Annotated in this window: 20 protein-coding genes; 5 read left to right on the top strand and 15 right to left on the bottom strand. The window is 53.4% G+C overall.

What is annotated here, in order from left to right:
- Positions 1-48: 48 nt before the first annotated feature.
- From proY to phoB, 4 genes are all read right to left on the bottom strand, one after another.
- The gene (gene proY, locus CHU32_RS07325) at positions 49-1,404 is read right to left on the bottom strand and encodes a proline-specific permease ProY (RefSeq protein ID WP_103675051.1); all 1,356 of its coding nucleotides are present in this window, start codon (positions 1,402-1,404) and stop codon (positions 49-51) included.
- 82 nt (positions 1,405-1,486) lie between these two features.
- The gene (brnQ, locus tag CHU32_RS07320) at positions 1,487-2,806 is read right to left on the bottom strand and encodes a branched-chain amino acid transporter carrier protein BrnQ (RefSeq protein ID WP_103674860.1); all 1,320 of its coding nucleotides are present in this window, start codon (positions 2,804-2,806) and stop codon (positions 1,487-1,489) included.
- Between the two features lie 410 nt (positions 2,807-3,216).
- Positions 3,217-4,506 carry a phosphate regulon sensor histidine kinase PhoR gene (gene phoR / locus CHU32_RS07315; protein WP_103674859.1) on the bottom strand — a complete coding sequence of 430 codons (1,290 nt, stop codon included), beginning with the start codon at positions 4,504-4,506 and terminating at the stop codon, positions 3,217-3,219.
- Positions 4,507-4,527: 21 nt separating this feature from the next.
- A complete protein-coding gene (gene phoB / locus CHU32_RS07310; protein WP_103674858.1) occupies positions 4,528-5,217 on the bottom strand; it encodes a phosphate response regulator transcription factor PhoB in 690 nt (229 codons plus the stop codon).
- Positions 5,218-5,394: 177 nt separating this feature from the next.
- Here phoB and sbcD point away from each other — a divergent pair, with 177 nt between their 5' ends.
- On the top strand, positions 5,395-6,597 hold the full coding sequence (gene sbcD, locus CHU32_RS07300) for an exonuclease subunit SbcD (protein ID WP_103674856.1): 1,203 nt from the start codon (positions 5,395-5,397) through the stop codon (positions 6,595-6,597).
- Positions 6,594-9,737: an exonuclease subunit SbcC gene (sbcC, locus tag CHU32_RS07295; protein WP_103674855.1), complete on the top strand. Its 3,144-nt coding sequence runs from the start codon at positions 6,594-6,596 to the stop codon at positions 9,735-9,737. The genes sbcD and sbcC overlap by 4 nt, the downstream gene beginning before the upstream one ends.
- Before the next feature lie 359 nt (positions 9,738-10,096).
- On the opposite strand, the gene mak is transcribed toward sbcC, so the two are convergent.
- Positions 10,097-11,005 (bottom strand): fructokinase, encoded by a 909-nt coding sequence (gene mak, locus CHU32_RS07290; RefSeq protein ID WP_103674854.1) that lies wholly within the window; start codon positions 11,003-11,005, stop codon positions 10,097-10,099.
- 125 nt (positions 11,006-11,130) lie between these two features.
- Here mak and rdgC point away from each other — a divergent pair, with 125 nt between their 5' ends.
- Complete coding sequence (gene rdgC, locus CHU32_RS07285) at positions 11,131-12,042, top strand: recombination-associated protein RdgC (protein ID WP_103675050.1); 912 nt, start codon at positions 11,131-11,133, stop codon at positions 12,040-12,042.
- 34 nt (positions 12,043-12,076) lie between these two features.
- Here rdgC and ppnP read toward each other — a convergent pair whose 3' ends face one another.
- The 5 genes from ppnP to CHU32_RS07260 form a co-directional block, all read right to left on the bottom strand.
- Entirely contained in the window at positions 12,077-12,361 is a 285-nt protein-coding gene (ppnP, locus tag CHU32_RS07280) for a pyrimidine/purine nucleoside phosphorylase (RefSeq protein WP_103674853.1), read from the bottom strand.
- A 75-nt stretch (positions 12,362-12,436) separates the two neighbouring features.
- Positions 12,437-13,114: an AroM family protein gene (locus CHU32_RS07275; protein WP_103674852.1), complete on the bottom strand. Its 678-nt coding sequence runs from the start codon at positions 13,112-13,114 to the stop codon at positions 12,437-12,439.
- Positions 13,115-13,366: 252 nt separating this feature from the next.
- Positions 13,367-13,558 (bottom strand): YaiA family protein, encoded by a 192-nt coding sequence (locus CHU32_RS07270; protein ID WP_103674851.1) that lies wholly within the window; start codon positions 13,556-13,558, stop codon positions 13,367-13,369.
- A 28-nt stretch (positions 13,559-13,586) separates the two neighbouring features.
- Entirely contained in the window at positions 13,587-14,129 is a 543-nt protein-coding gene (gene aroL, locus CHU32_RS07265; RefSeq protein ID WP_103674850.1) for a shikimate kinase AroL, read from the bottom strand.
- A 194-nt stretch (positions 14,130-14,323) separates the two neighbouring features.
- On the bottom strand, positions 14,324-14,773 hold the full coding sequence (locus CHU32_RS07260; RefSeq protein ID WP_103674849.1) for a YaiI/YqxD family protein: 450 nt from the start codon (positions 14,771-14,773) through the stop codon (positions 14,324-14,326).
- A 120-nt stretch (positions 14,774-14,893) separates the two neighbouring features.
- On the opposite strand from CHU32_RS07260, the gene proC reads away from it, so the two are divergent.
- Entirely contained in the window at positions 14,894-15,703 is an 810-nt protein-coding gene (gene proC / locus CHU32_RS07255; RefSeq protein WP_103674848.1) for a pyrroline-5-carboxylate reductase, read from the top strand.
- A 37-nt stretch (positions 15,704-15,740) separates the two neighbouring features.
- On the opposite strand, the gene psiF is transcribed toward proC, so the two are convergent.
- From psiF to CHU32_RS07235, 4 genes are all read right to left on the bottom strand, one after another.
- On the bottom strand, positions 15,741-16,058 hold the full coding sequence (gene psiF / locus CHU32_RS07250; protein WP_103674847.1) for a phosphate starvation-inducible protein PsiF: 318 nt from the start codon (positions 16,056-16,058) through the stop codon (positions 15,741-15,743).
- Between the two features lie 221 nt (positions 16,059-16,279).
- Positions 16,280-16,540, bottom strand: a complete 261-nt coding sequence (iraP, locus tag CHU32_RS07245; protein WP_103674846.1) for an anti-adapter protein IraP — start codon at positions 16,538-16,540, stop codon at positions 16,280-16,282.
- Between the two features lie 212 nt (positions 16,541-16,752).
- Positions 16,753-17,958: a multidrug efflux MFS transporter gene (locus CHU32_RS07240; protein WP_103674845.1), complete on the bottom strand. Its 1,206-nt coding sequence runs from the start codon at positions 17,956-17,958 to the stop codon at positions 16,753-16,755.
- Positions 17,959-18,063: 105 nt separating this feature from the next.
- Positions 18,064-18,747 carry an extensin-like domain-containing protein gene (locus CHU32_RS07235; RefSeq protein ID WP_103674844.1) on the bottom strand — a complete coding sequence of 228 codons (684 nt, stop codon included), beginning with the start codon at positions 18,745-18,747 and terminating at the stop codon, positions 18,064-18,066.
- 97 nt (positions 18,748-18,844) lie between these two features.
- Between CHU32_RS07235 and ddlA the strand changes: the two genes are divergently transcribed.
- Complete coding sequence (gene ddlA / locus CHU32_RS07230; RefSeq protein WP_103674843.1) at positions 18,845-19,939, top strand: D-alanine--D-alanine ligase; 1,095 nt, start codon at positions 18,845-18,847, stop codon at positions 19,937-19,939.
- A gap of 55 nt (positions 19,940-19,994) precedes the next feature.
- Here the strand turns inward: ddlA and CHU32_RS07225 are convergent, their stop codons facing one another.
- A complete protein-coding gene (locus CHU32_RS07225) occupies positions 19,995-20,213 on the bottom strand; it encodes a DUF2754 domain-containing protein (RefSeq protein WP_103674842.1) in 219 nt (72 codons plus the stop codon).
- Between the last annotated feature and the right edge of the window lie 49 nt (positions 20,214-20,262).

The following is a 20,262-nucleotide window of genomic DNA, read 5'->3' as shown; positions in this document are numbered from 1 at the left end:
AGCGTCACCGCGTCTGGCAGGTTTACGGATGGCTAAAACAGCAAGCCATCACGCTTTCGCGCGGCGTTTAAACATCCAGCCAATCAGTAGCAGTACTATCCAGCCGAAGCCGACGTACAGCGAAATACGGGTATCCGGATGATAGCCGATCAGTGCGATAATAAAGACGAGGAAAATCAGGCCGATAATCGTTGTGACCACCCCACCAGGCACTTTAAACTTCAGTGCTTTTATCTCTTGCGGCGACAGGCGACGACGGAAGGCGACCTGCGACAGCAGGATCATAATCCACACCCATACCGTCGCGAACGTCGCCAGCGAGGCAATCACCAGGAAGACGTTCTCCGGAATGATGTAGTTAAGATAGACCGCCAGCAGCAGCGCAAACGTCATTACCACCACCGTCACCCACGGAATACCGCGCCGTGAGGTTTTGGCGAAGAACTTCGGTGCGCTACCCTGCTCCGCCATGCCGTGCAGCATACGGCCAACGCCGAATACATCGCTGTTAATCGCGGAGAGCGACGCGGTCAGCACGACAAAGTTCAGGATGCTGGCCGCAAAGGTGATGCCCAGATGCTGAAACGTCAGCACAAAGGGGCTGCCGTTGGTGCCGACCAGGTTCCACGGATAAATAGACATGATGACAAACAGCGTGCCGACGTAAAACACCAGAATACGCATCGGCACGGAGTTGATCGCCCGGGGAATGGATTTTTCCGGGTCTTTCGCTTCACCGGCAGTGATCCCGATGATTTCAATACCACCGTAGGCGAACATCACCATCTGCAATGACATGACCATCCCCAGCCAGCCGTTGCTGAAGAAGCCGCCGTTGCTCCACAAATTATGGATGCCGGTCGGCTGGCCGCCGTTGCCGATGCCCCAGATAATGATGCCCACGCCTGCGACGATCATGATGATAATTGTGGCAACTTTAAAGAAGGAGAACCAGAACTCCAGCTCGCCAAATACCTTTACGCTCATCAGGTTGATTGCACAGATGATCATCACCACGCTCAGCACCCAAATCCAGTGCGGCACGTGCGGGAACCAGACCCCCATATAAATGCCGAATGCCGTAACGTCAGCAATGGCGACGATGAGGATTTCGAAACAGTAGGTCCAGCCGGTGATATAGCCCGCCAGCGGGCCGAGGTTATCCTGAGCATAGCGTGAAAATGAACTGGCAGACGGGTTATGAACCGACATCTCCCCCAACGCACGCATAATGATATACGCGGCGACGCCGCCAATAATATAAGCCAGCAGAACGCTGGGACCGGCCATTTTTATAGCATCTGCCGAGCCATAAAAAAGGCCGGTGCCAATTGCCGACCCGAGTGCCATAAAGCGAATGTGACGGGTGCTCAGGCCCCGCTTCAGCTTGTTAGTACTTTCCATCGTTTCAAATGCCATTCAACACAAAAAAATAAAAAACCACGAAGCCCTGAGCTTCGTGGTTAAACGAACCGCCGCGCAGTGATTAATGCGCGCTGGAAGTTACCTGACGTCCAACAATGCGATCGTAGATAACGGCCAGAACAATCATTACTGCCGTTGGCATCAGCCAGGCCAGCCCCTGCTCGGACAGCGGTAAACGCCCGGTCCAGTCAGGAAGGATATGGCTCAGCGCTGAGGCTTTAATGCCGTCAAGGATACCAAAAATCAGGCTGATAAACATGGCGGGCGCAATCACGCGCGACGAATTATGCCACCATGAGCGGGTAAAGCTTAACACAACGAGTGCGATACACGGCGGATAGATGGCGGTTAATACCGGCACCGAGATTTGAATCAGCTGGCTCAGCCCCAGGTTGGAGACCGCCATAGAGAAACCGCCGAGGATAAAGACCAGCGTGCGATATGAGAGCGGCAGATATTGCGCAAAGAATTCCGCACACGCACAGGTCAGGCCCACCGCGGTTACCAGGCAGGCGAGGAAAATCAGCGCCGCCAGCATTAAGCTACCCGCCCCGCCGAAGGTGTGCTGAACATACGCATGCAGGATAGCGGCACCGTTGGCAGACTGATCGACCAGCGTCGCGCTGTCAGACCCCAGACGGAACAGCGCCAGATACAGTAGCGTCAGGCCAATACCGGCCATCAGCCCCGCCCAGACAGTGTAGCGGGTCAACAGGCGTGCTTCGGTCACACCGCGAGAACGGGCGGCATTGACAATAACAATCCCGAAAACCATCGCTCCCAGGGTATCCATCGTCAAATAACCATTCACGAAACCATTAGAGAACGAAGCCGTCTGGTAAGCCTCAATCGCATGGCTAATCGGACCGGCCGGCCAGACCAGCGCCGCGACGGAAAGCACAGTCAGGGCGATAATTTTCATCGGCGCGAGAAAGTTACCTACCGTATCCAGCAGTTTGCCGGGATAGAGCGAAACGACAATCACCAGTGCAAAATAGACGAGGCTGTAAATTAACGTCGGCATCGCGCCGTCACCGGTGAGCGGGGCAATCCCGACCTCAAAGGACACGGTCGCAGTACGTGGGGTGGCAAACAGCGGGCCGACCGCCAGATAACACACCGTCGCCAGTAGCACGCCCGCCGTTTTACCCATCGGGGTACTGAGACTGTCAATGCCACCGCCAACTTTCGCCAGCGCCACTACCGTCAGCACAGGCAGGCCAACCGCCGTGATCAAAAAGCCAATCGCCGCCGTCCAGACATGTTCGCCGGCCTGTAAACCGACCATTGGTGGAAAAATGATATTGCCTGCGCCGACAAACAGCGCAAAGGTCATAAAGCCCAGAGCCATAATGTCGCGAGATTTTAACTGATGGGTCATAAATATTTACTGCCTGTGGATGTGGTGTTGTAAATGAATTGTTGCTTTCCATGCGGAACGATAAAGCAGCAATTGCATATCTTTCCAGCGGGATATGCTCCCCAACTGACGTGATGAAGTATAGTTTTTCGATTTATCACGCAAAGGCAGTGAGTCTGACAGCCTCTGGGGCGCAATTTAAACGCTTATAACGTTTTAAAGCAAGGTGGGATCGTAAAACCAGATGATTATACTAATTCATAAAAGACAGGCAGCATGACGAACTATATATAAGAAAAACACATGGCCGATCATTCGAACAAAAAAGCAGCAGGCACGAGGATGTGGTGCTCGTTTCGCTGGAGTGCAAAGTAAACAAACCAGCTTGCGCTGGTCTGTGGAAAGTTACGCTTACGGGTACGGTTAAGGTGTTAATTTCTGGCAATGAATCTTTCCGGAAGTAGAAAGCTAAACCGGGTGCCCTCTCCCGGCTTGCTCTCTATATTCAGCCGGCTGTCGTGATGATTCAGCGCGTGTTTCACGATGGCCAGCCCCAGGCCACTCCCTCCGGTCTGCCGGGATCGCGCCTTATCGACACGATAAAAACGCTCTGTCAGACGCGGAATGTGCTCGGCTGCGATCCCCGGACCGTCATCTTCAATGGTAAATAGCGCACCATGCGCAGCCCGCTGCCAGCTTACCGTAATGGTGGTGCCAGCCGGGGTATGGCTTACCGCGTTGTACACAAGGTTGGAAATAGCGCTGCGTAACTGTTCTTCATTACCCAACACTTTCAGCGCATCATCTACGGTAAAATGCAGCGTATGCCGATCGTGGCTGAGGGTTTGCGCCTCCCGCTCCACCACCCGTAACATCATTGGCACATCAATTTTTTCGTTAAGCGCCAGCGCGGGTGCCGCCTCTATTTTTGAAAGCGTAAGTAACTGTTTGACCAGCGATTCCATACGCTGCGTTTGCTCACGCATGGTATGCAGCGCTTTCTCACGCGGTGCACCCTCCAGCGTCTGCTCCTGCATCATCTCCAGATAACCCTGCAACACGGTTAACGGCGTGCGCAGTTCATGGCTGACGTTGGCAAAGAAATTGCGTCTCGCGCCCTCCAGCTGGTGCATTTGAGTAGTATCGCGCGCCACCATCAGGCGCTGATTCTCACTGTAAGGCATGACGCGAAATTCAAGATGACGGCCATTATTCAGAACCAGATTCAGCGGCCTGCTGAAATCACGATTCTTCAGATAGAGGGTAAATTCAGGGTAGCGCAGCAGGTTTAGAATGTTTTGTCCGTTATCGTCCGGCCAGCGCAGTCCCAGCACCTGCTGGGCCAGGCCGTTACACCAGAATATGGTGCCCTCTTCCGTGGTCAGTACCACCGCATCCGGCAAAGACTCTGCTCCGCTGCGAAAGCGTTTGATCAGATTGCCCAGCTCACGCCGACGCTTTTTATTACGCAACTGCATTTGATGCAGTCCATAAAGCAGCGGCTCCCAGCTCCCGTGTCCTGGCGGCGGGGTCATGCTGCGATCCACCCACAACCACCAGGAAAGCCGCAGTAAATTAAGGAAATGCCAGATCAGTAACCCGGTTACCGCCACCAGTAAAAACCACGGCAGATAGCCAAATATTGCCCCCAAAATCAGCGCGGGCAAACAGCAGATAATCAGTTCAAAAACCAGCCTTTTCCATGACAGACGTTCCAGCACGCGTCACACTCCTGTCAGATATCAGAAACGGGTCGAGAATCGATAACCCGTGCCGCGAACGGTTTGCACCATGCGATCGTGTCCGCTCTGCTCCAGTGCTTTGCGCAGGCGGCGGATATGTACATCCACCGTTCTGTCCTCAACGTAGACGTTAGTTCCCCAGACATGGTTTAGCAGTTGCTCGCGACTATAGACACGTTCCGGATGGGTCATAAAAAAGTGCAGCAGCTTAAATTCCGTCGGCCCCATATCCAGTGGACTTTCGCCGGTCATGACGCGATGCGACGAAGGATCGAGGCTCAATCCCTGCATCTCAATGACCTCATCAACCGCCATCGGCGAGATACGGCGCATCACCGCTTTAATACGCGCTACCAGTTCCTTCGGCGAGAACGGTTTGGTGATGTAATCATCCGCGCCGGTTTCAAGCCCACGAACGCGATCTTCTTCTTCGCCACGGGCGGTCAGCATGACCACCGGAATTTCGCGGGTTAATGCTTCACGTTTAATATGTTTAATAAACTGAATGCCGGAACCGCCGGGAAGCATCCAGTCCAGCAGAATCAGGTCAGGCCAGGGTTCGTTGAGCTGATTCACCGCACTGTCATAATCTTCCGCTTCTACAGGCTGAAAGCCGTTTTGTTCGAGAACAAAGCACACCATTTCACGGATTGGAGCTTCATCTTCCACGACCAGAATACGTCTCGCCATTTTTTACCCTGTTTATCATCATTATGGATAGCGACGTCATTATGCGTCAGATTTATGACAGATTTATGAAAAAGATAATCGTGTGACGATCGCGTAAACACGATGTGACAGCGTAGCTTCGCCCTGCCTGCTTCAGAGGGTATAATCCGCTTTACGCTTTTTTGCCACGGAACCGACATGCGCATCATTCATACCTCAGACTGGCATCTCGGCCAGAATTTCTACAGTAAAAGCCGTGCCGCCGAGCATAACGCTTTTCTTGACTGGCTTCTGGACACCGCCCAGACGCAGAAGGTCGATGTTATTATCGTGGCAGGCGACATTTTTGATACCGGCTCACCGCCAAGCTACGCCCGCGAATTATATTACCGCTTTGTGGTCGATTTACAGCAGACTGGCTGCCATCTGGTGGTACTGGCTGGCAACCATGATTCGGTCGCCACCCTCAACGAATCACGCGAGATTCTGGCTTTTCTGAATACGACCGTTATTGCCAGCGCGGGCAGCGCCCCCCATCTTTTGCTGCAGCGTGACGGTACACCGGGAGCGGTATTTTGCCCGGTGCCATTCCTGCGCCCGCGCGATATGGTGCTTAGCCAGGCCGGACAATCCGGTAGCCAGAAACAACAGCGCCTGCTGACTGCCATTACCGACTATTATCAACAACAGTATCAGATGGCCTGCGAACTGCGCGGCGACGAGCCGCTGCCGATTATTGCCAGCGGGCACCTGACCACCGTCGGGGCCAGTAAAAGCGATGCCGTACGCGACATCTATATCGGTACGCTGGATGCCTTCCCGGCGCAAAACTTCCCGCCTGCGGATTACATCGCGCTGGGCCATATTCACCGGGCGCAAAAAATTAACGGCAGCGAACATATCCGCTATTGCGGCTCGCCTGTTGCCCTTAGTTTTGATGAAACGGGTAAAAAGAAAAGCATCAATTTAGTCACGTTTGAGAACGGAAAACTTGCTGAGGTAACACCGCTTGAGGTCCCTGTCACGCAACCACTGGCGGTGATCAAAGGGGATTTTGCCAGCATCAGTGAACACGTGATGCAGTGGCGTGATGCGCCAGCGACGCCAAAAGTGTGGCTGGACATTGAAATCACCAGTGGTGAATACCTGCATGACATTCAGCGCCGCATTCAGGCCCTGACCGAAGATTTGCCGGTGGAGGTGCTTTTAGTCCGACGCAGCCGCGAGCACCGGCAGCGGGTGCTGGAAGGCGAGGTCCGTGAAACACTAAATGAGCTTAGCGTCGAAGACGTATTCGAACGCCGGCTGGCTCAGGAAGATTTCGACGAGACGCAGCAAAAACGGCTATTTACTCTTTTCGGTCAAACGCTGGAAACCCTGTCCGGGGAGGATAACGCATGAAAATTATCAGCCTGCGCCTGAAAAACCTCAACTCCCTGAAAGGCGAATGGAAAATCGACTTCACAGCAGAACCTTTCGCCAGTAACGGACTGTTTGCCATCACCGGGCCTACCGGCGCGGGTAAAACGACCTTGCTGGATGCGATCTGCCTGGCGCTGTATCACGAAACGCCGCGCCTCAGCACCCTGTCACAATCACAGAATGATTTAATGACCCGCGATACCGCCGACTGTCTGGCCGAAGTCGAGTTTGAGGTTAAAGGCGAAGCATACCGCGCTTTCTGGAGCCAGAACCGCGCGCGTAATCAGCCGGATGGTAATCTTCAGGCTCCGCGTGTCGAACTGGCTCGCTGTGTCGACGGCAAGATCCTCGCCGATAAAGTGAAAGATAAGCTGGAACTGACCGCCGCCCTGACCGGGCTGGACTACGGGCGGTTTACCCGCTCAATGCTACTTTCTCAGGGGCAGTTTGCCGCCTTTTTGAATGCAAAACCGAAAGAACGTGCTGAACTGCTGGAAGAACTTACCGGCACGGAGATCTACGGCCACATCTCAGCGATGGTATTTGAAAAGCACAAAGTCGCCCGCAGCGAACTGGATACCTTGCAGGCCCAGGCGGCAGGCGTTTCCCTGCTGAGTGCGGAGCAGTTACAGCAACTTGAACAAGGTTTGCAGGTACTTACTGACCAGGAGCAACAGCATTTACGCCTGCAAACGCAGACGCAACATCATCTTAACTGGCAAGTTCGCGAGCAGGAACTGGAGGCGGAATATCAGCGTTCGCAAACCGCACTCGCCCAGGCGCAGCAGGCGCTGACGCAGGCACAACCCCAACTGGCGGCACTGATGCTGGCCCAGCCGGCTGAGCAACTGCGTCCGCTGTGGAACCGCTGTCAGGATACGATAAGCGCAGTCGAGCAAACGCAGCGACAGACACAGGAAGTAAATACTCGCTTACAAAACGCGTTAACCCGACGCGACCAGCTGCGCGCCAGCGCTGAGCATCAGCATACCGCCCTGCTAACCACGCAGAAAACGTTGACCGACTGGCTTCAGGAGCACGAACGTTACGGAGTATGGAATAACGAACTGGCGGGCTGGCGACATGCCTTTACCCAGCAAACCCGCGATAACGCCCAACTGCGACAAAGGGAGCAGCAGCTGGGCGTCTATCAGCGCGAACTGGCGGCGCTTGCGACCGTCACTATCGCCCTGACGCCAACTGAAGTCGGTGAGGCGCTGGTACGCCACTCACAGCAGCGCCCGCATCGCCAACGGCTGAGCGCATTGCATATCCGGCTCGCGGACTTACGCCAGCGTGTGCATCAACTTCGCGGGGCGGTTCAGGCGACGCAGACAGAACAAACCGCGCTAAATGAAACCATTGTTCGTCTGCGCCTGCGCTATAAAGAGAAAAATCAGCAGTACCTGGATGTACAGACGATCTGTCAGCAGGAAGTGCGCATAAAAGACCTGGAAAGCCATCGGGTGCTATTGCAATCCGGGCAACCCTGCCCACTCTGCGGCTCCACTACGCATCCTGCGGTCGAACAATACCGCACTCTCGAACCCAGCATTAATCAGGCGCGGCGCGATGCGCTGGAAAAAGAAGTCAGAGCAATGGCCGATGAGGGAGGTAAACTTCGCGGCCAGGCAGAGGCACTGCAACGTCAGCACCAGCGCGACGAAAACGAGCTCCAGACGCTGACCCGGGAGGAGCAAGCGCTTACCCGTGAATGGCAGACGATTGGCCAGGCACTGCACATCACCCTACAACCCCAGGATGATATTTCCCCCTGGCAGGATGAGCAGGATCGCTATGAAGAACAGCTTCATCTGCTCAGCCAGCGACAGCGTCTGGAGAGACAGATTGCAGAGCTGAACCAGCTGATCGAAGAGTTCCGGCAACAACTTTTCGATCAGCGTGCCACCCTGACTAAGGCCCTGCAGGCGTTGACGCTCGTCTGGCCTGAGGAAGGTGAAGAAGCCGCCTGGCTGGCGGCCCGCGAAGAAGAAGCCGGAGCATGGCAAATGCGCCAGGCAGAGCTGGCGTCACTTCAGGACGCTCTGGCGCAACTCGTTCCTTTACTGGACACATTACCTGCAACAGCAACGTCAGAAGTCGTCACGCCGGTATCGCTGGAGGGCTGGCGCAGTACTCACGATGACTGCGTAAAACTGGAGAGCCAGTGGCAGACGCTGCAACAGCAGGAGAAGCTTGAGACATCGCGCTGGCAGGAGGCCCAGGCGCAATTTGATGCGGCGCTCAGCGCCAGCCAGTTTGCCGATCGTCAGGCGTTTCTGGCCGCCTTACTTGATGAACCTGCGCGTCGCCGGCTGGAATCCCTGAAGCAAACTCTGGAAAGCCAGTTACAGCAAAGCCAGACCCTGGCTGAACAAGCGCAGCAACAGCGCAAACTACATCAACAGCAGAGACCGCAGGATCTCTCATCTGAGCAAAGTAGCGAACAAACACGCCAGGCGCTGGAACAGCTCCACCAGCGGCTGCGCGAGTTGGGATCGCGTCAGGGTGAAATTCGCCAGCAGTTAAAACAGGATGCAGATAACCGTCAGCACCAGCAGGCACTGATGCAAAAGATGGCGCAGGCGGCACGTGAAGTGGATGACTGGAGTTTGCTTAATGGCCTGATAGGCTCGCGCGAAGGGGATAAATTCCGTAAATTCGCGCAAGGGCTTACGCTTGATAACCTTGTCTGGCTGGCCAATAAACAGCTTAACCGTCTTCATGGCCGTTATCTGCTCAAACGCAAGGTCAGCGAGGCGCTGGAGCTGGAGGTGGTTGATACCTGGCAGGCGGATGCAGTACGCGACACACGTACCCTTTCCGGCGGTGAAAGCTTTCTGGTCAGCCTCGCGCTGGCACTGGCATTATCAGACCTGGTGAGTCATAAGACGCGCATTGATTCTCTCTTTCTCGATGAAGGATTCGGCACGCTGGACAGTGAAACGCTGGATGCCGCGCTGGACGCACTGGATGCCTTAAATGCGACCGGCAAAACCATTGGCGTTATCAGCCACGTCGAGGCAATGAAAGAACGGATACCGGTGCAGATTAAAGTAAAAAAAGTCAACGGACTGGGGTATAGCAAGCTCGATAAACGCTTCGCCGTAGAGCAATAATGATTAGCGTCACGCCGGGTGCGGGGCGTTGATACGGCAGATTACACCTGCCCGGCGGCGCTGGCGCTTGCACGGGCCTACGGGGTGGTAAGACGCGGGTTATCGTGGCGAACTTTTGCCCGGCGGCGCTGGCGCTTGCATGGGACTGCGGGATGGTAAGACGCGGGTTATCGTGGAGAACTTTTGCCCGGCGGCGCTGGCGCTTGCACGGGCCGACGGGATGGTAAGACGCGGGTTATTGTGATGAACGTCTGCCCGGCGGCGCTGGGGGACGGGGTGGACACGACGCTGTGGGTAGGCCGGGTAAGCGCAGCGCCACCCGGCATCACAGGCAGAGAGCAAAACGATTCCCGCGGCGGTTAACCCTGCGGCCAAAGCCAGGCGGCACCACGCACGCCGCTGGAATCGCCGTGTGCGGCCTTGCGGACGGGCGTTTCACACTCACCACCAAATACCCAATTTTTAATCAGTTGCGGTACCGTTTTATACAGCCTGTCGACATTGCTCATCCCGCCACCCAGCACGATAACGTCCGGATCGAGAACGTTGATAACGTGACTCAGCGATTTTGCCAGCCGTAATTCATAACGACCGAGTGCCAGCTCTGCCAGCGGGTCCTGTTCATCCACGAGGCGCATGATCTCATTGCCTTTTAACGAGCGGCCGCTTAAGCGCTGGTAATCGGTGGCAAAGCCGGTACCGGAAATAAAGGTTTCAATACAGCCCTGTTTTCCGCAATAACAGGGAACCTCAGCCCGGTAGCGCAATTCGTCGTCGTCCATCCATGGCAGAGGATTATGCCCCCACTCGCCAGCTGTACCGTTGCCACCGATATGGGCACGCCCATTTAACGCAACACCCGCCCCGCAGCCGGTCCCGACAATCACTGCAAAGACGGTTTGCGCCCCGGCTGCCGCCCCGTCCACCGCTTCGGAAACGGCCAGGCAGTTAGCATCATTGGCAATCCGCACATCGCGCTCAAGCCGCGCGCTCAGATCTTTATCAAAGGGCTGCCCATTAAGCCAGGTGGAGTTGGCGTTTTTCACCACCCGACTAAAGGGCGAAATCGAGCCTGGAATGCCGATGCCCACGCTACCCTGCTCGCCGGTATTTTTCTCTGCCAGCGCCACCAGCGTTGCAATAGTTTCTATCGTCTGTGCGTAATCATTGGCAGGGGTCGGCAGACGATGACGGTACAGCTGCTGGCCGTCATCACCCAGCGCGATTACCTCGGTTTTGGTTCCCCCTAAATCAATCCCTATCCGCATACTTTTATCCTCAATAAGTTTCAATACCGAAAGCGTAAAACCACCGGTCCGGATTAGCAATGCAACTCAGACGACAATTCGTTATCATGCCGGCTGGGTTTAACGATAACGCCGTGGAAATTATCATGCTGTGGTTCAAAAATTTAATGGTTTACCGTCTTAGCCGCGACATTTCGCTACGCGTCGAAGAGATGGAAAAGCAACTAGCCGAACTGGCTTTTACCCCTTGCGGGAGCCAGGATATGGCCAAAACCGGCTGGGTGCCGCCGATGAGTTCACAGAGCGATGCATTTACCCACGAAGCAAACGGTCAGATCATTATCTGCGCGCGCAAAGAAGAGAAGATCCTGCCGTCGCCGGTGATCAAACAGGCGCTGGAAGCCAAAATCTTGAAGCTAGAAGCTGATCAGGGCCGCAAGCTGAAAAAAACGGAAAAAGACTCCCTGAAGGATGAAGTCCTGCATTCATTGCTGCCGCGTGCATTCAGCCGTTTTAACCAGACGATGATGTGGATCGACACCGTTAATGAGCTGATCATGGTGGACTGCGCCAGTGCAAAAAAAGCAGAAGATACGCTGGCGCTGCTGCGTAAAAGCCTTGGCTCGTTGCCAGTCGTCCCGCTGACGCTGGAAAATCCGATCGAGCTGACGCTGACCGAATGGGTCCGCTCCGGCACCGTGGCACAGGGTTTTCAACTGCTGGATGAAGCCGAGCTGAAAGCGATGCTGGAAGATGGCGGCGTGATCCGGGCCAAAAAACAGGATTTGGTGAGTGATGAGATTGCCGTGCATATCGAAGCAGGCAAAGTGGTCACTAAACTGGCACTCGACTGGCAACAGCGGATTCAGTTTATGATCTGTGATGACGGCTCGCTCAAACGACTGAAATTTGCTGATGAGCTGCGCGATCAGAATGATGACATAGAACGTGAGAACGTCGCTCAGCGCTTTGACGCTGACTTTACGCTGATGACCGGCGAACTGGCCGCGCTGATAAAAAATCTCGTGGAAGGGTTAGGCGGCGAAGCCCAGCGTTAATCGCATCTCCCCCCGCAATAAGGGGGAGTCTGCATTACAGGTAACGACACAGGTAGGATGTCGGTTCTGCCACCTGTAAATGAAATTCGCTGTGTCCAGGCACGTTAAACAATTGCCCGGCAGTGTAGACTTTCCATTGCGTTTCACCGGGCAGAAGCACGTTTAATGCGCCGCTTACTACCGTCATCTCTTCCGGCTCAGCAGTACCAAACGTATATTCTCCTTCGGCCATCACGCCGACGCTGGCCCGGCCCGTACTGCTGCTGGTAAAACCAATAGATTTCACTTTCCCGGAAAAGTATTCGTTACTCTTGAGCATAGCCACCCCTTTTAAGCGATTGATGATGAACCACTATAGGGGGCAAACTTCGCTTCTGTCACGCAAATTTAACATTCACACCAACAGTTCTGATGCCAGTCGGGCAATCAAAACATTGGAAAGGAGCACCGGTACGTCCAGCGCTTTTTGCAGGAGATCGCGGTGGTGTTGATAAAATCCCAGGCAGTCGAGCATTAAAACATCTGCTCCACGCTCAATAAGTTCACGTCCCGCCGCGACCAGCTCTTCCTCAGAGGAATAGAGCGGATGTGCCAGCGCATACAAGGGCGGGTTTTCCAGCACCTGCCATTTTATTTTTTGCGCGGCAATCAGCTCTTCCATCGGTACAATAACGCCAACCTGATGTCCGTCCACAATAGAGGCGACCAGCGGCGGGATAATCCGCAGCGGCTCTAACAGGATTGTATTTTGCGCTTTCATACCGATAATTTGTGCGGTACTCATCAGGATGATGACATCATAGCCCTGCGTATCGAGGACATCGATGACCGCCTGGAGATCGCGCTCAACCTTCGAACGCGACACTTCAGCGGGTTGCAGATCGCTGAGCATGGTCAGGAGTACGTCGTCTCCCGGCTCAACGGCATAATCTTCCATAACATCTTCACGCGACATTTTGCCCAGCAGGCTGATATGGGTGATTTGGTCTTCCCTGATATGTTCGGTCAGGAGCGGCAATACTTCACGAATGGGAACTACGCCAATCGTTAACATCGCCAGAGTCGCACTCATGTCTTTCACCTTATTCACTACCTTTACTACAAACCTATACAGCCCTGCTGCACGCGTAATGCGATGGATAAACGCTCAACGACGAAGCCGCAGATGAGCGTTTAAAGTGCATGTAAGTTCCAGAATAATTCTGGAATATACCAATAAATTTGATACTAATCTTTTGTTAACATTTTCAACAGGTGAAAAATGTGATTCCTGATGGGTTAATCGCGCTTTAGGAATATATTCAGGCTTCGCCGTCTACCTGATTCAGGTTTTATCCGGGTCTTCATAGCGCCGTTTGGCGTCCAGCGCTTCCTGTTCAGTATTGTGCTCACTGATCAAGGCATCTGGTTCAGGATGATCGGCCCGCAGTTGATACCAGGTCACTTTCGGATGATCGGCCCCTTTTTCAACCGCGACGATGCGGGCTTTACGCGGATAGGGTGGGTTCGTTGGCATAGATATTCCTCATTATTCGTCAGCAGAACTATGAGTATAGACGTAGCGCGCCCGATGCGGGCTGGCTTAGCGCCGCCTGGACGTCGGCAATGATGCGCTCAAGAGGTTGCGCGGCATCGACGATATAATGTGCGGTCTCACAGTACAGAGGCTCGCGTTCCGCCAGCACTTCACGGATCTCTTCTTCAGGGGGTTTAGCCGTTAATGCCGGCCGCTGTCCCGCTTGCGGGAAAGCATCAAGACGCGCGGCAAGTACTCCGGCGGGTGCGCGTAGATAGATGACCAGCCCCGCCTCACGCATGAAACGACGATTGGCTTCTGCCAGCACCATGCCGCCGCCCGTAGCGACGACTGTTGAAGTAGCCGACACCGCTTGCAGCGCCTGCGTTTCACGCGCACGGAATCCCTCCCACCCCTCTTTCGCCACAATCTCTGCGACGTTCATTTGCGCCCGTTCCTGAAGCCAGTGATCGGTATCAACAAAATGCCAGTTTTGCTCTTGTGCCAACGCCTGACCAACGGTGGTTTTACCGCAGCCGCGTGGGCCAATGAAGAAAACGGGTTGCGTCATAAAATGGAATTCTCCCGGATACTGCGAGGCAATGAAAAGTTGCATTAAAGAACAACATACTATCAAACTAGTACGAAAAAATATGTAAATTTTTAGTTACAATGTGTGCCTGCTCCGCAGAGAACGGTGGGGCGCGTGTGACTGATGGTAGCAAAGGTGTAAAGATATTATTGCACACTTATTGCCTCTTACTGTTATTTTGTTCTCTGAAGCAGCCATTTATCCAGCTCAGCGGCAAAATGCTGGCGATCGCGTTGGGACAGACTATCGGGCCCGCCGGTTTGAATACCACTGGCGCGCAGGGTGTCCATAAAATCACGCATCGTCAATCGTTCACGGATCGTCGCCTCCGTGTAACGCTCACCGCGCGGGTTTAATGCTGCCGCGCCTTTTGCCAGAACTTCAGCGGCCAGAGGAATATCAGCGGTGATCACTAAATCGCCCGTCGCACAAAGGCGAACAATTTCGTTATCTGCTACATCAAAACCACTTTCGACACGCAGGGTACGAATGACGCGGGAGGGTGGCGTACGCAGCGTCTGGTTGGCTACCAACGTGAGCGTGGTCTGCGTGCGTTCGGCGGCACGAAACAAGATTTCTTTTATCACTTTCGGACAAGCGTCCGCATCAACCCAAATGGCCATTCTCACTCCTGATTGCTTTCTTGTCATGGCAACCTGCAGACAACGCGCAGGAAGCTTTAGCCCTGAAGAATAATCCGCGTTAAGCTTATCGCCCAGATAAATTACACGCGGAGAAAGGTGATGGAAAAAAAAATTGGATTTATCGGCTGCGGGAATATGGGTAAAGCGATCCTCGGAGGTCTTATCGCCAGCGGCCAGGTACAGCCAGAAAAAGTGTGGGTCTATACCCCCTCGCCGGATAAAGTCGCCGCACTGCACGAGGAGTACGGTGTTAACGGTGCAAAAAGCGCTCAGGAAGTCGCACAGGCTACGGATATCGTTTTCAGTGCGGTAAAACCTGCCATCACGGTTAAAACGCTTAATGATATCGCTTCCAGCTTTAATAAAGATTCAGTTGTGATTTCCATCGCTGCAGGCGTGACGCTGGCACAACTGGCTGGCGCGTTGGGCCACGATCGCAAAATTATTCGCGCCATGCCAAATACGCCGTCACTGGTTAATGCCGGGATGACCTCGCTGACGGCAAATGCCCTGGTCAGCGACGCAGAAATCCAGGAAGCACTGGCGATTTTCCGCAGCTTCGGTGAAGCTGAAGTCGTTGCCGAATCCATTATTCATCCGGTGGTCGGGGTGAGCGGCTCGGCCCCGGCCTATGTATTTATGTTTATCGAGGCAATGGCTGATGCGGCGGTCCAGGGGGGAATGCCGCGCGCGCAGGCGTACAAATTTGCTGCCCAGGCGGTGATGGGATCGGCAAAAATGGTGCTGGAAACCGGTAAGCATCCTGGTGAACTGAAAGATATGGTGTGCTCGCCAGGCGGGACCACCATTGAAGCGGTGCGTGTGCTGGAAGAGCGCGGTTTCCGCGCAGCCGTGATCGAAGCGATGGTAAGTTGTATGGCCAAATCAGAACAGCTTAGCCGCGCCTGATACATTGCAGGTGAGGCCTCTGCCTCACCTGTTAACTTCACGCCTGTTTTTTCAGGCAGCCACTCATAAACTTGCTGCGATCTTCACCCTTCAGCGACTGCTGCGTGGCCTGAGAGCTGCAATCACGCATTTTAAGTTGCTGTGGCGTTAGCCCTTTTTCATCTTTTGCGTTTGCGCTTTTCAGGCACTCGCGCATAAAACTTTTACGCTCGTCGCCTTTCAGCGTTTTCGCCGTCGCCTGTTGATTACAGGTTGCCATCCGCTGTTGTTGAGGCGTTAGCGTCTTTTCCGCTGCGCCTACCGTTGAAAGGATAACCATGCCAAAGACCAGGGTAACCAGAAATATTATTTTCATTATGTCGTCCTTCAGTAAGATACTCACCCTAAGTCTGGTCGGTGGTGCTAAAAAAACCAGCCGGCAATGCAAATTTTGTTGTCGGGACATGTGTTCAGGAAAAAGAAGACGTTAACAGTGGGATGCCCACTGATATTGTTTGCGGATAACATAAATAAAAAAAGGGTATAACGCTGAAATGACAAAACGATGACAGCGTCATCGTTTTGTCTATATCCGGATTACGACCTGGGATGCCTTAACAGCTTTTTTATATAAGCCCTCAAAAGCTCGCTGTCGCCGTCGGGAACCGGTGAATCAGGGCTGGCACCGTCCATTGCCGCCTCAATACTCTGGATAAGTTTTTGTTGATCGTCTTGCGCCATATGGCGGACCAGCGAAGTAACAACAATTTCCAGCGCTTCAATCTGCGCCACCAATTCCTTTGACTCTTCTTCCTTTTCCCCCAGTTTGACCAGCAATTCCGCAATAAGATTTTTCATAACGCGACATCCTTAAGAATCCGGTTAAACCTGCCATTACGCAGTGCTAATAAATACATGAGAATGCAGGTTATTTCAAGCCAGCAACCGCACTTTGCGCAGCCTGCTGGAATACCTCACAGCCCCGATAAAAAGCACTATCCACATTTTATTATTCAACTTTTTATTCTTAGGTTTAATTAACAATGCAGTATATTTAAGCCACATTAAAATTAAACGCGTGCTTCTCTCTGACGGCTACGGCGCAGCATTACGAGCAGTTGCCAGAGATTAATCAATACCACAATTGCTGTGGCAATAAACACCCAACGGAATCCGGCGATAGCGGATACAGAAGCCCCCATTAACGGCCCAGCCACATTTCCCAGGTACATAAACGACTGGTTATAGCCAAAAATACGCCCGGTGACCTGATCGCTGCAATATTTTAACAGCAGTGTTTGCACTGCTGGCAGCATTGCGCCATCGGCAAAACCGAGCATAAATCGCAGAACCCCCAGTTGAAATGGCGAGGTAACAAACGACATCGCAAAAAACATCACTACTGCACAGCCTAACGTGGCAATCAGGATGCGGGCGGTGCCAATACGATCGCCAAGCTTGCCCAGTCTGGGCGCGGAGACCAGGGCAGACACGCCGGGCACTGCGGCGATCATGCCGCTGAGAAAGGCAATATTATTGCTATCAGGACTCATGGATTTAATAAACAGCGCCAGAATTGGCCCGATGGAGCCATTGCAGAGCTGAATCACCATGGTCGTGACAAAGAGGCTTATCACCAGTCCCGGATAAGGCAGCGTGGCAAAGACCGCTTTCCCGCTTAACCTGTCGGCTTTATTAACCGTTGGCCTGACACCTTCTTTAATCAGAAAAAGCGTCACCAGAAAACTCACGGTAAGCAAGACGGCAGTAATAAAGAAAACCGCACGCAGGCCGACGTGATCCGCCAGAAAACCGCCGAGTAGCGGCCCGCCAATCACCCCACTGATTTGCGCCGTTGACAGCGTACTCAATGCCCAGCCGCTGCGTTCACGCGGTACCTGAGACGCGACCAGCGCCATGGCATTAGGAATATAACCGGACGTCAGGCCCATTACCGCGCGCAGAAAAAAAAGCTGCCAGACATTCGTGGCAAAGGCCTGCAGTAAAATGGCAATGGCCATTCCCAGCGATGCGCGCAGCAGCATCAGTTTGCGTCCTTTACGGTCGGCAAGACTTCCCCACATAGGTGAGACAATGGCTGACACCAGAAAAGTGACGCTGAAGGTCAAACCAGACCATAATGAGAGTGCCTCGTGCGAGGTGACGCCTAACTGTGAGACATAAAGCGGCAGGAAGGGCAAAATTTGACTGATTGCCAGCCCGGTAAAAAAACAGCCGAACCAGACAGAAATAAGATTAACCTTCCAGGATTCCATAAGCGTATATCGTAATTAAGTTTTTACTCACCAACCGATAGTTTAACAATAATGTCTGTTGTGGTCGGAGCCAGAGGTGCGTTTTGCTAAAGTTTATGCGCCTGCTCAACGGCATAAACCATAGCCACGCATACCCAGATGAAAATGATTGGCATGGGCGGCATTATATTCTGGTCCCAAACCGTTGCCATAATAAAGACAGCTGCTGGAAAGAAGAGCACGTAAAAAAGGTTGTGTTTGCGCATTGGGCCAGCCTTTCAATACCGTTACCCTTTTACCATTCGCAAATCGGAAGCCACTTACATCCAGCGCCTCTGCGGTAGCATGCTCACTCAGACGGGCGTTTTCGCGATGATAAATATTACGACAGGCATAACTGCCAAAATGATCGATCTGCCGTAGCGGGCTACCGATAAGCTGCTGCGCAAGCGGCTTCGCCTGCTGTTCGACAAACAGTGCACTGCTCAGCGCCAGCGGGCAACTGGCGAGAAAACTGCTGCTTAACTTGATATCGCCAAAATCGCGCACTCTGACAACGTTATATAATGGGCAAGTACCGGCGCTGTCCGCGACGGCCTGGCTACTAATTAGCCGGCGCGCATTCGCCTGCGCTAACAATGACCGGCACGCCTCGTCAGTAAGACGCCGCAATTTAAACTGCGTGATACGCCCAGGCGGGTCAGTAAGCTGAAGAGGGGCAAAGGGATTATACCACGAGGGCAAAGAGTGGTATCCCCACCAGGCACCAGCGGCAAGTAATGCAAAAATGAGCAAGCCTTTTCCTTTCACTGCACCTCCTTTGTCGATTTACATAAGATTATGGCAGAAGGCACCATTTTGACGTGATATGTTATGGTTTTCAGGTTTACCAGGGATCAGCGTTAAGATGGCTAAGTTACGGGTAGGTATCGTTTTTGGTGGCAAATCGGCAGAGCATGAAGTCTCATTGCAATCGGCGAAGAATATCGTTGAAGCGATTGATAAATCGCGCTTTGAGGTGGTGCTTTTGGGAATTGATAAGCAAGGCGGCTGGCATATCAACGATGAGAACCACTACCTGCTTAACGCTCACGATCCGGCACATATTGCGCTGGCTCCCTCCCCGACTACCCTTGCGCATATTCCCGGTAAACTGACGGAACAATTTATTGATGCCGGCAATGGGCAGGTATCCCCCCGCATTGACGTGATCTTCCCGATTGTGCACGGCACGCTGGGAGAAGATGGCTCATTGCAGGGTTTGCTGCGTATAGCCAATTTGCCTTTTGTCGGCTCAGACGTACTGAGTTCAGCCGCCTGTATGGATAAAGACATTACTAAGCGCCTGTTGCGTGATGCCGGGCTTGCCGTTGCGCCGTTTGTCACCTTAACCCGGGGCAATCGTCATACTATGACCTTTGCCGACATTGAAGCTCGCTTTGGATTGCCGCTGTTTGTGAAGCCCGCAAATCAGGGATCGTCGGTTGGCGTCAGCAAAGTGGTTAATGAAGAACAATATCAGCAGGCTGTGGCGCTGGCATTTGAGTTCGATCATAAAGTCATTGTCGAACAAGGCATTAACGGGCGCGAAATCGAATGTGCCATTCTGGGAAATGATTATCCCGAGGCCAGTACCTGCGGTGAAATCGTACTTAATAGCGAGTTTTACGCGTACGATACCAAATATATTGACGATGCCGGCGCGCAGGTTGTGGTTCCTGCGGCCATAGATGCCACAGTGAATGACCACATCCGCGCCGTCGCCGTGCAGGCATATCAAACGCTGGGATGTAGCGGCATGGCTCGGGTGGATGTTTTCCTGACGCAGGACAATAAGGTGGTTATTAACGAAATCAACACCCTGCCTGGCTTTACCAATATCAGTATGTATCCCAAATTATGGCAGGCGAGCGGCGTCGGCTATTCTGCGCTGATCACCCGCCTGATTGAACTGGCGCTGGAGCGTCATCGCGCCAGTAGCCAGTTAAAAACGACAATGTGACATACGGGCAGACATCAGCCTTATTGATACTTCAGCCCGGTACGCCGACCCAGGCTCACTCTTGTTTTTCCGCCGCCTCTTCCTGCGGGCGGCGGCGAATAATCAATCCGGCGAGCCAAAAGCTTATCACCCAGGTGACCAGGCCAACGGCATAAGATTGCCAGCCCTTTGCCTCAAATCCCAGCAGACCCACCACACCATTCAAAATAAAGATCAGGCCAATCGCAAACGCGTAATAGTGCCAGTCACGACGGATTTTTACAGGCAGCTTCATGACAACTCCGACAGAAGAAAAACGCATCCTCGCATATTTTCATTCGGGC

This window comes from Superficieibacter electus (genome assembly GCF_002915575.1).
Lineage (GTDB): Bacteria > Pseudomonadota > Gammaproteobacteria > Enterobacterales > Enterobacteriaceae > Superficieibacter > Superficieibacter electus.
This window is presented reverse-complemented; position numbering and strand designations above follow the sequence as displayed.

Excerpts from the sequence above, each read along its gene's own strand:
- ppnP (WP_103674853.1), bottom strand. The coding sequence starts at position 12,361 with ATGCTCAAGAGTAACGAATACTTTTCCGGGAAAGTGAAATCTATTGGT.
- proY (WP_103675051.1), bottom strand. The coding sequence starts at position 1,404 with ATGGAAAGTACTAACAAGCTGAAGCGGGGCCTGAGCACCCGTCACATT.
- CHU32_RS07225 (WP_103674842.1), bottom strand. The coding sequence starts at position 20,213 with ATGAAGCTGCCTGTAAAAATCCGTCGTGACTGGCACTATTACGCGTTT.
- mak (WP_103674854.1), bottom strand. The coding sequence starts at position 11,005 with ATGCGGATAGGGATTGATTTAGGGGGAACCAAAACCGAGGTAATCGCG.
- rdgC (WP_103675050.1), top strand. The coding sequence starts at position 11,131 with ATGCTGTGGTTCAAAAATTTAATGGTTTACCGTCTTAGCCGCGACATT.
- CHU32_RS07240 (WP_103674845.1), bottom strand. The coding sequence starts at position 17,958 with ATGGAATCCTGGAAGGTTAATCTTATTTCTGTCTGGTTCGGCTGTTTT.
- sbcC (WP_103674855.1), top strand. The coding sequence starts at position 6,594 with ATGAAAATTATCAGCCTGCGCCTGAAAAACCTCAACTCCCTGAAAGGC.
- aroL (WP_103674850.1), bottom strand. The coding sequence starts at position 14,129 with ATGACGCAACCCGTTTTCTTCATTGGCCCACGCGGCTGCGGTAAAACC.
- CHU32_RS07260 (WP_103674849.1), bottom strand. The coding sequence starts at position 14,773 with ATGGCCATTTGGGTTGATGCGGACGCTTGTCCGAAAGTGATAAAAGAA.
- proC (WP_103674848.1), top strand. The coding sequence starts at position 14,894 with ATGGAAAAAAAAATTGGATTTATCGGCTGCGGGAATATGGGTAAAGCG.
- ddlA (WP_103674843.1), top strand. The coding sequence starts at position 18,845 with ATGGCTAAGTTACGGGTAGGTATCGTTTTTGGTGGCAAATCGGCAGAG.
- psiF (WP_103674847.1), bottom strand. The coding sequence starts at position 16,058 with ATGAAAATAATATTTCTGGTTACCCTGGTCTTTGGCATGGTTATCCTT.
- brnQ (WP_103674860.1), bottom strand. The coding sequence starts at position 2,806 with ATGACCCATCAGTTAAAATCTCGCGACATTATGGCTCTGGGCTTTATG.
- CHU32_RS07270 (WP_103674851.1), bottom strand. The coding sequence starts at position 13,558 with ATGCCAACGAACCCACCCTATCCGCGTAAAGCCCGCATCGTCGCGGTT.
- phoB (WP_103674858.1), bottom strand. The coding sequence starts at position 5,217 with ATGGCGAGACGTATTCTGGTCGTGGAAGATGAAGCTCCAATCCGTGAA.
- sbcD (WP_103674856.1), top strand. The coding sequence starts at position 5,395 with ATGCGCATCATTCATACCTCAGACTGGCATCTCGGCCAGAATTTCTAC.
- CHU32_RS07275 (WP_103674852.1), bottom strand. The coding sequence starts at position 13,114 with ATGAGTGCGACTCTGGCGATGTTAACGATTGGCGTAGTTCCCATTCGT.
- iraP (WP_103674846.1), bottom strand. The coding sequence starts at position 16,540 with ATGAAAAATCTTATTGCGGAATTGCTGGTCAAACTGGGGGAAAAGGAA.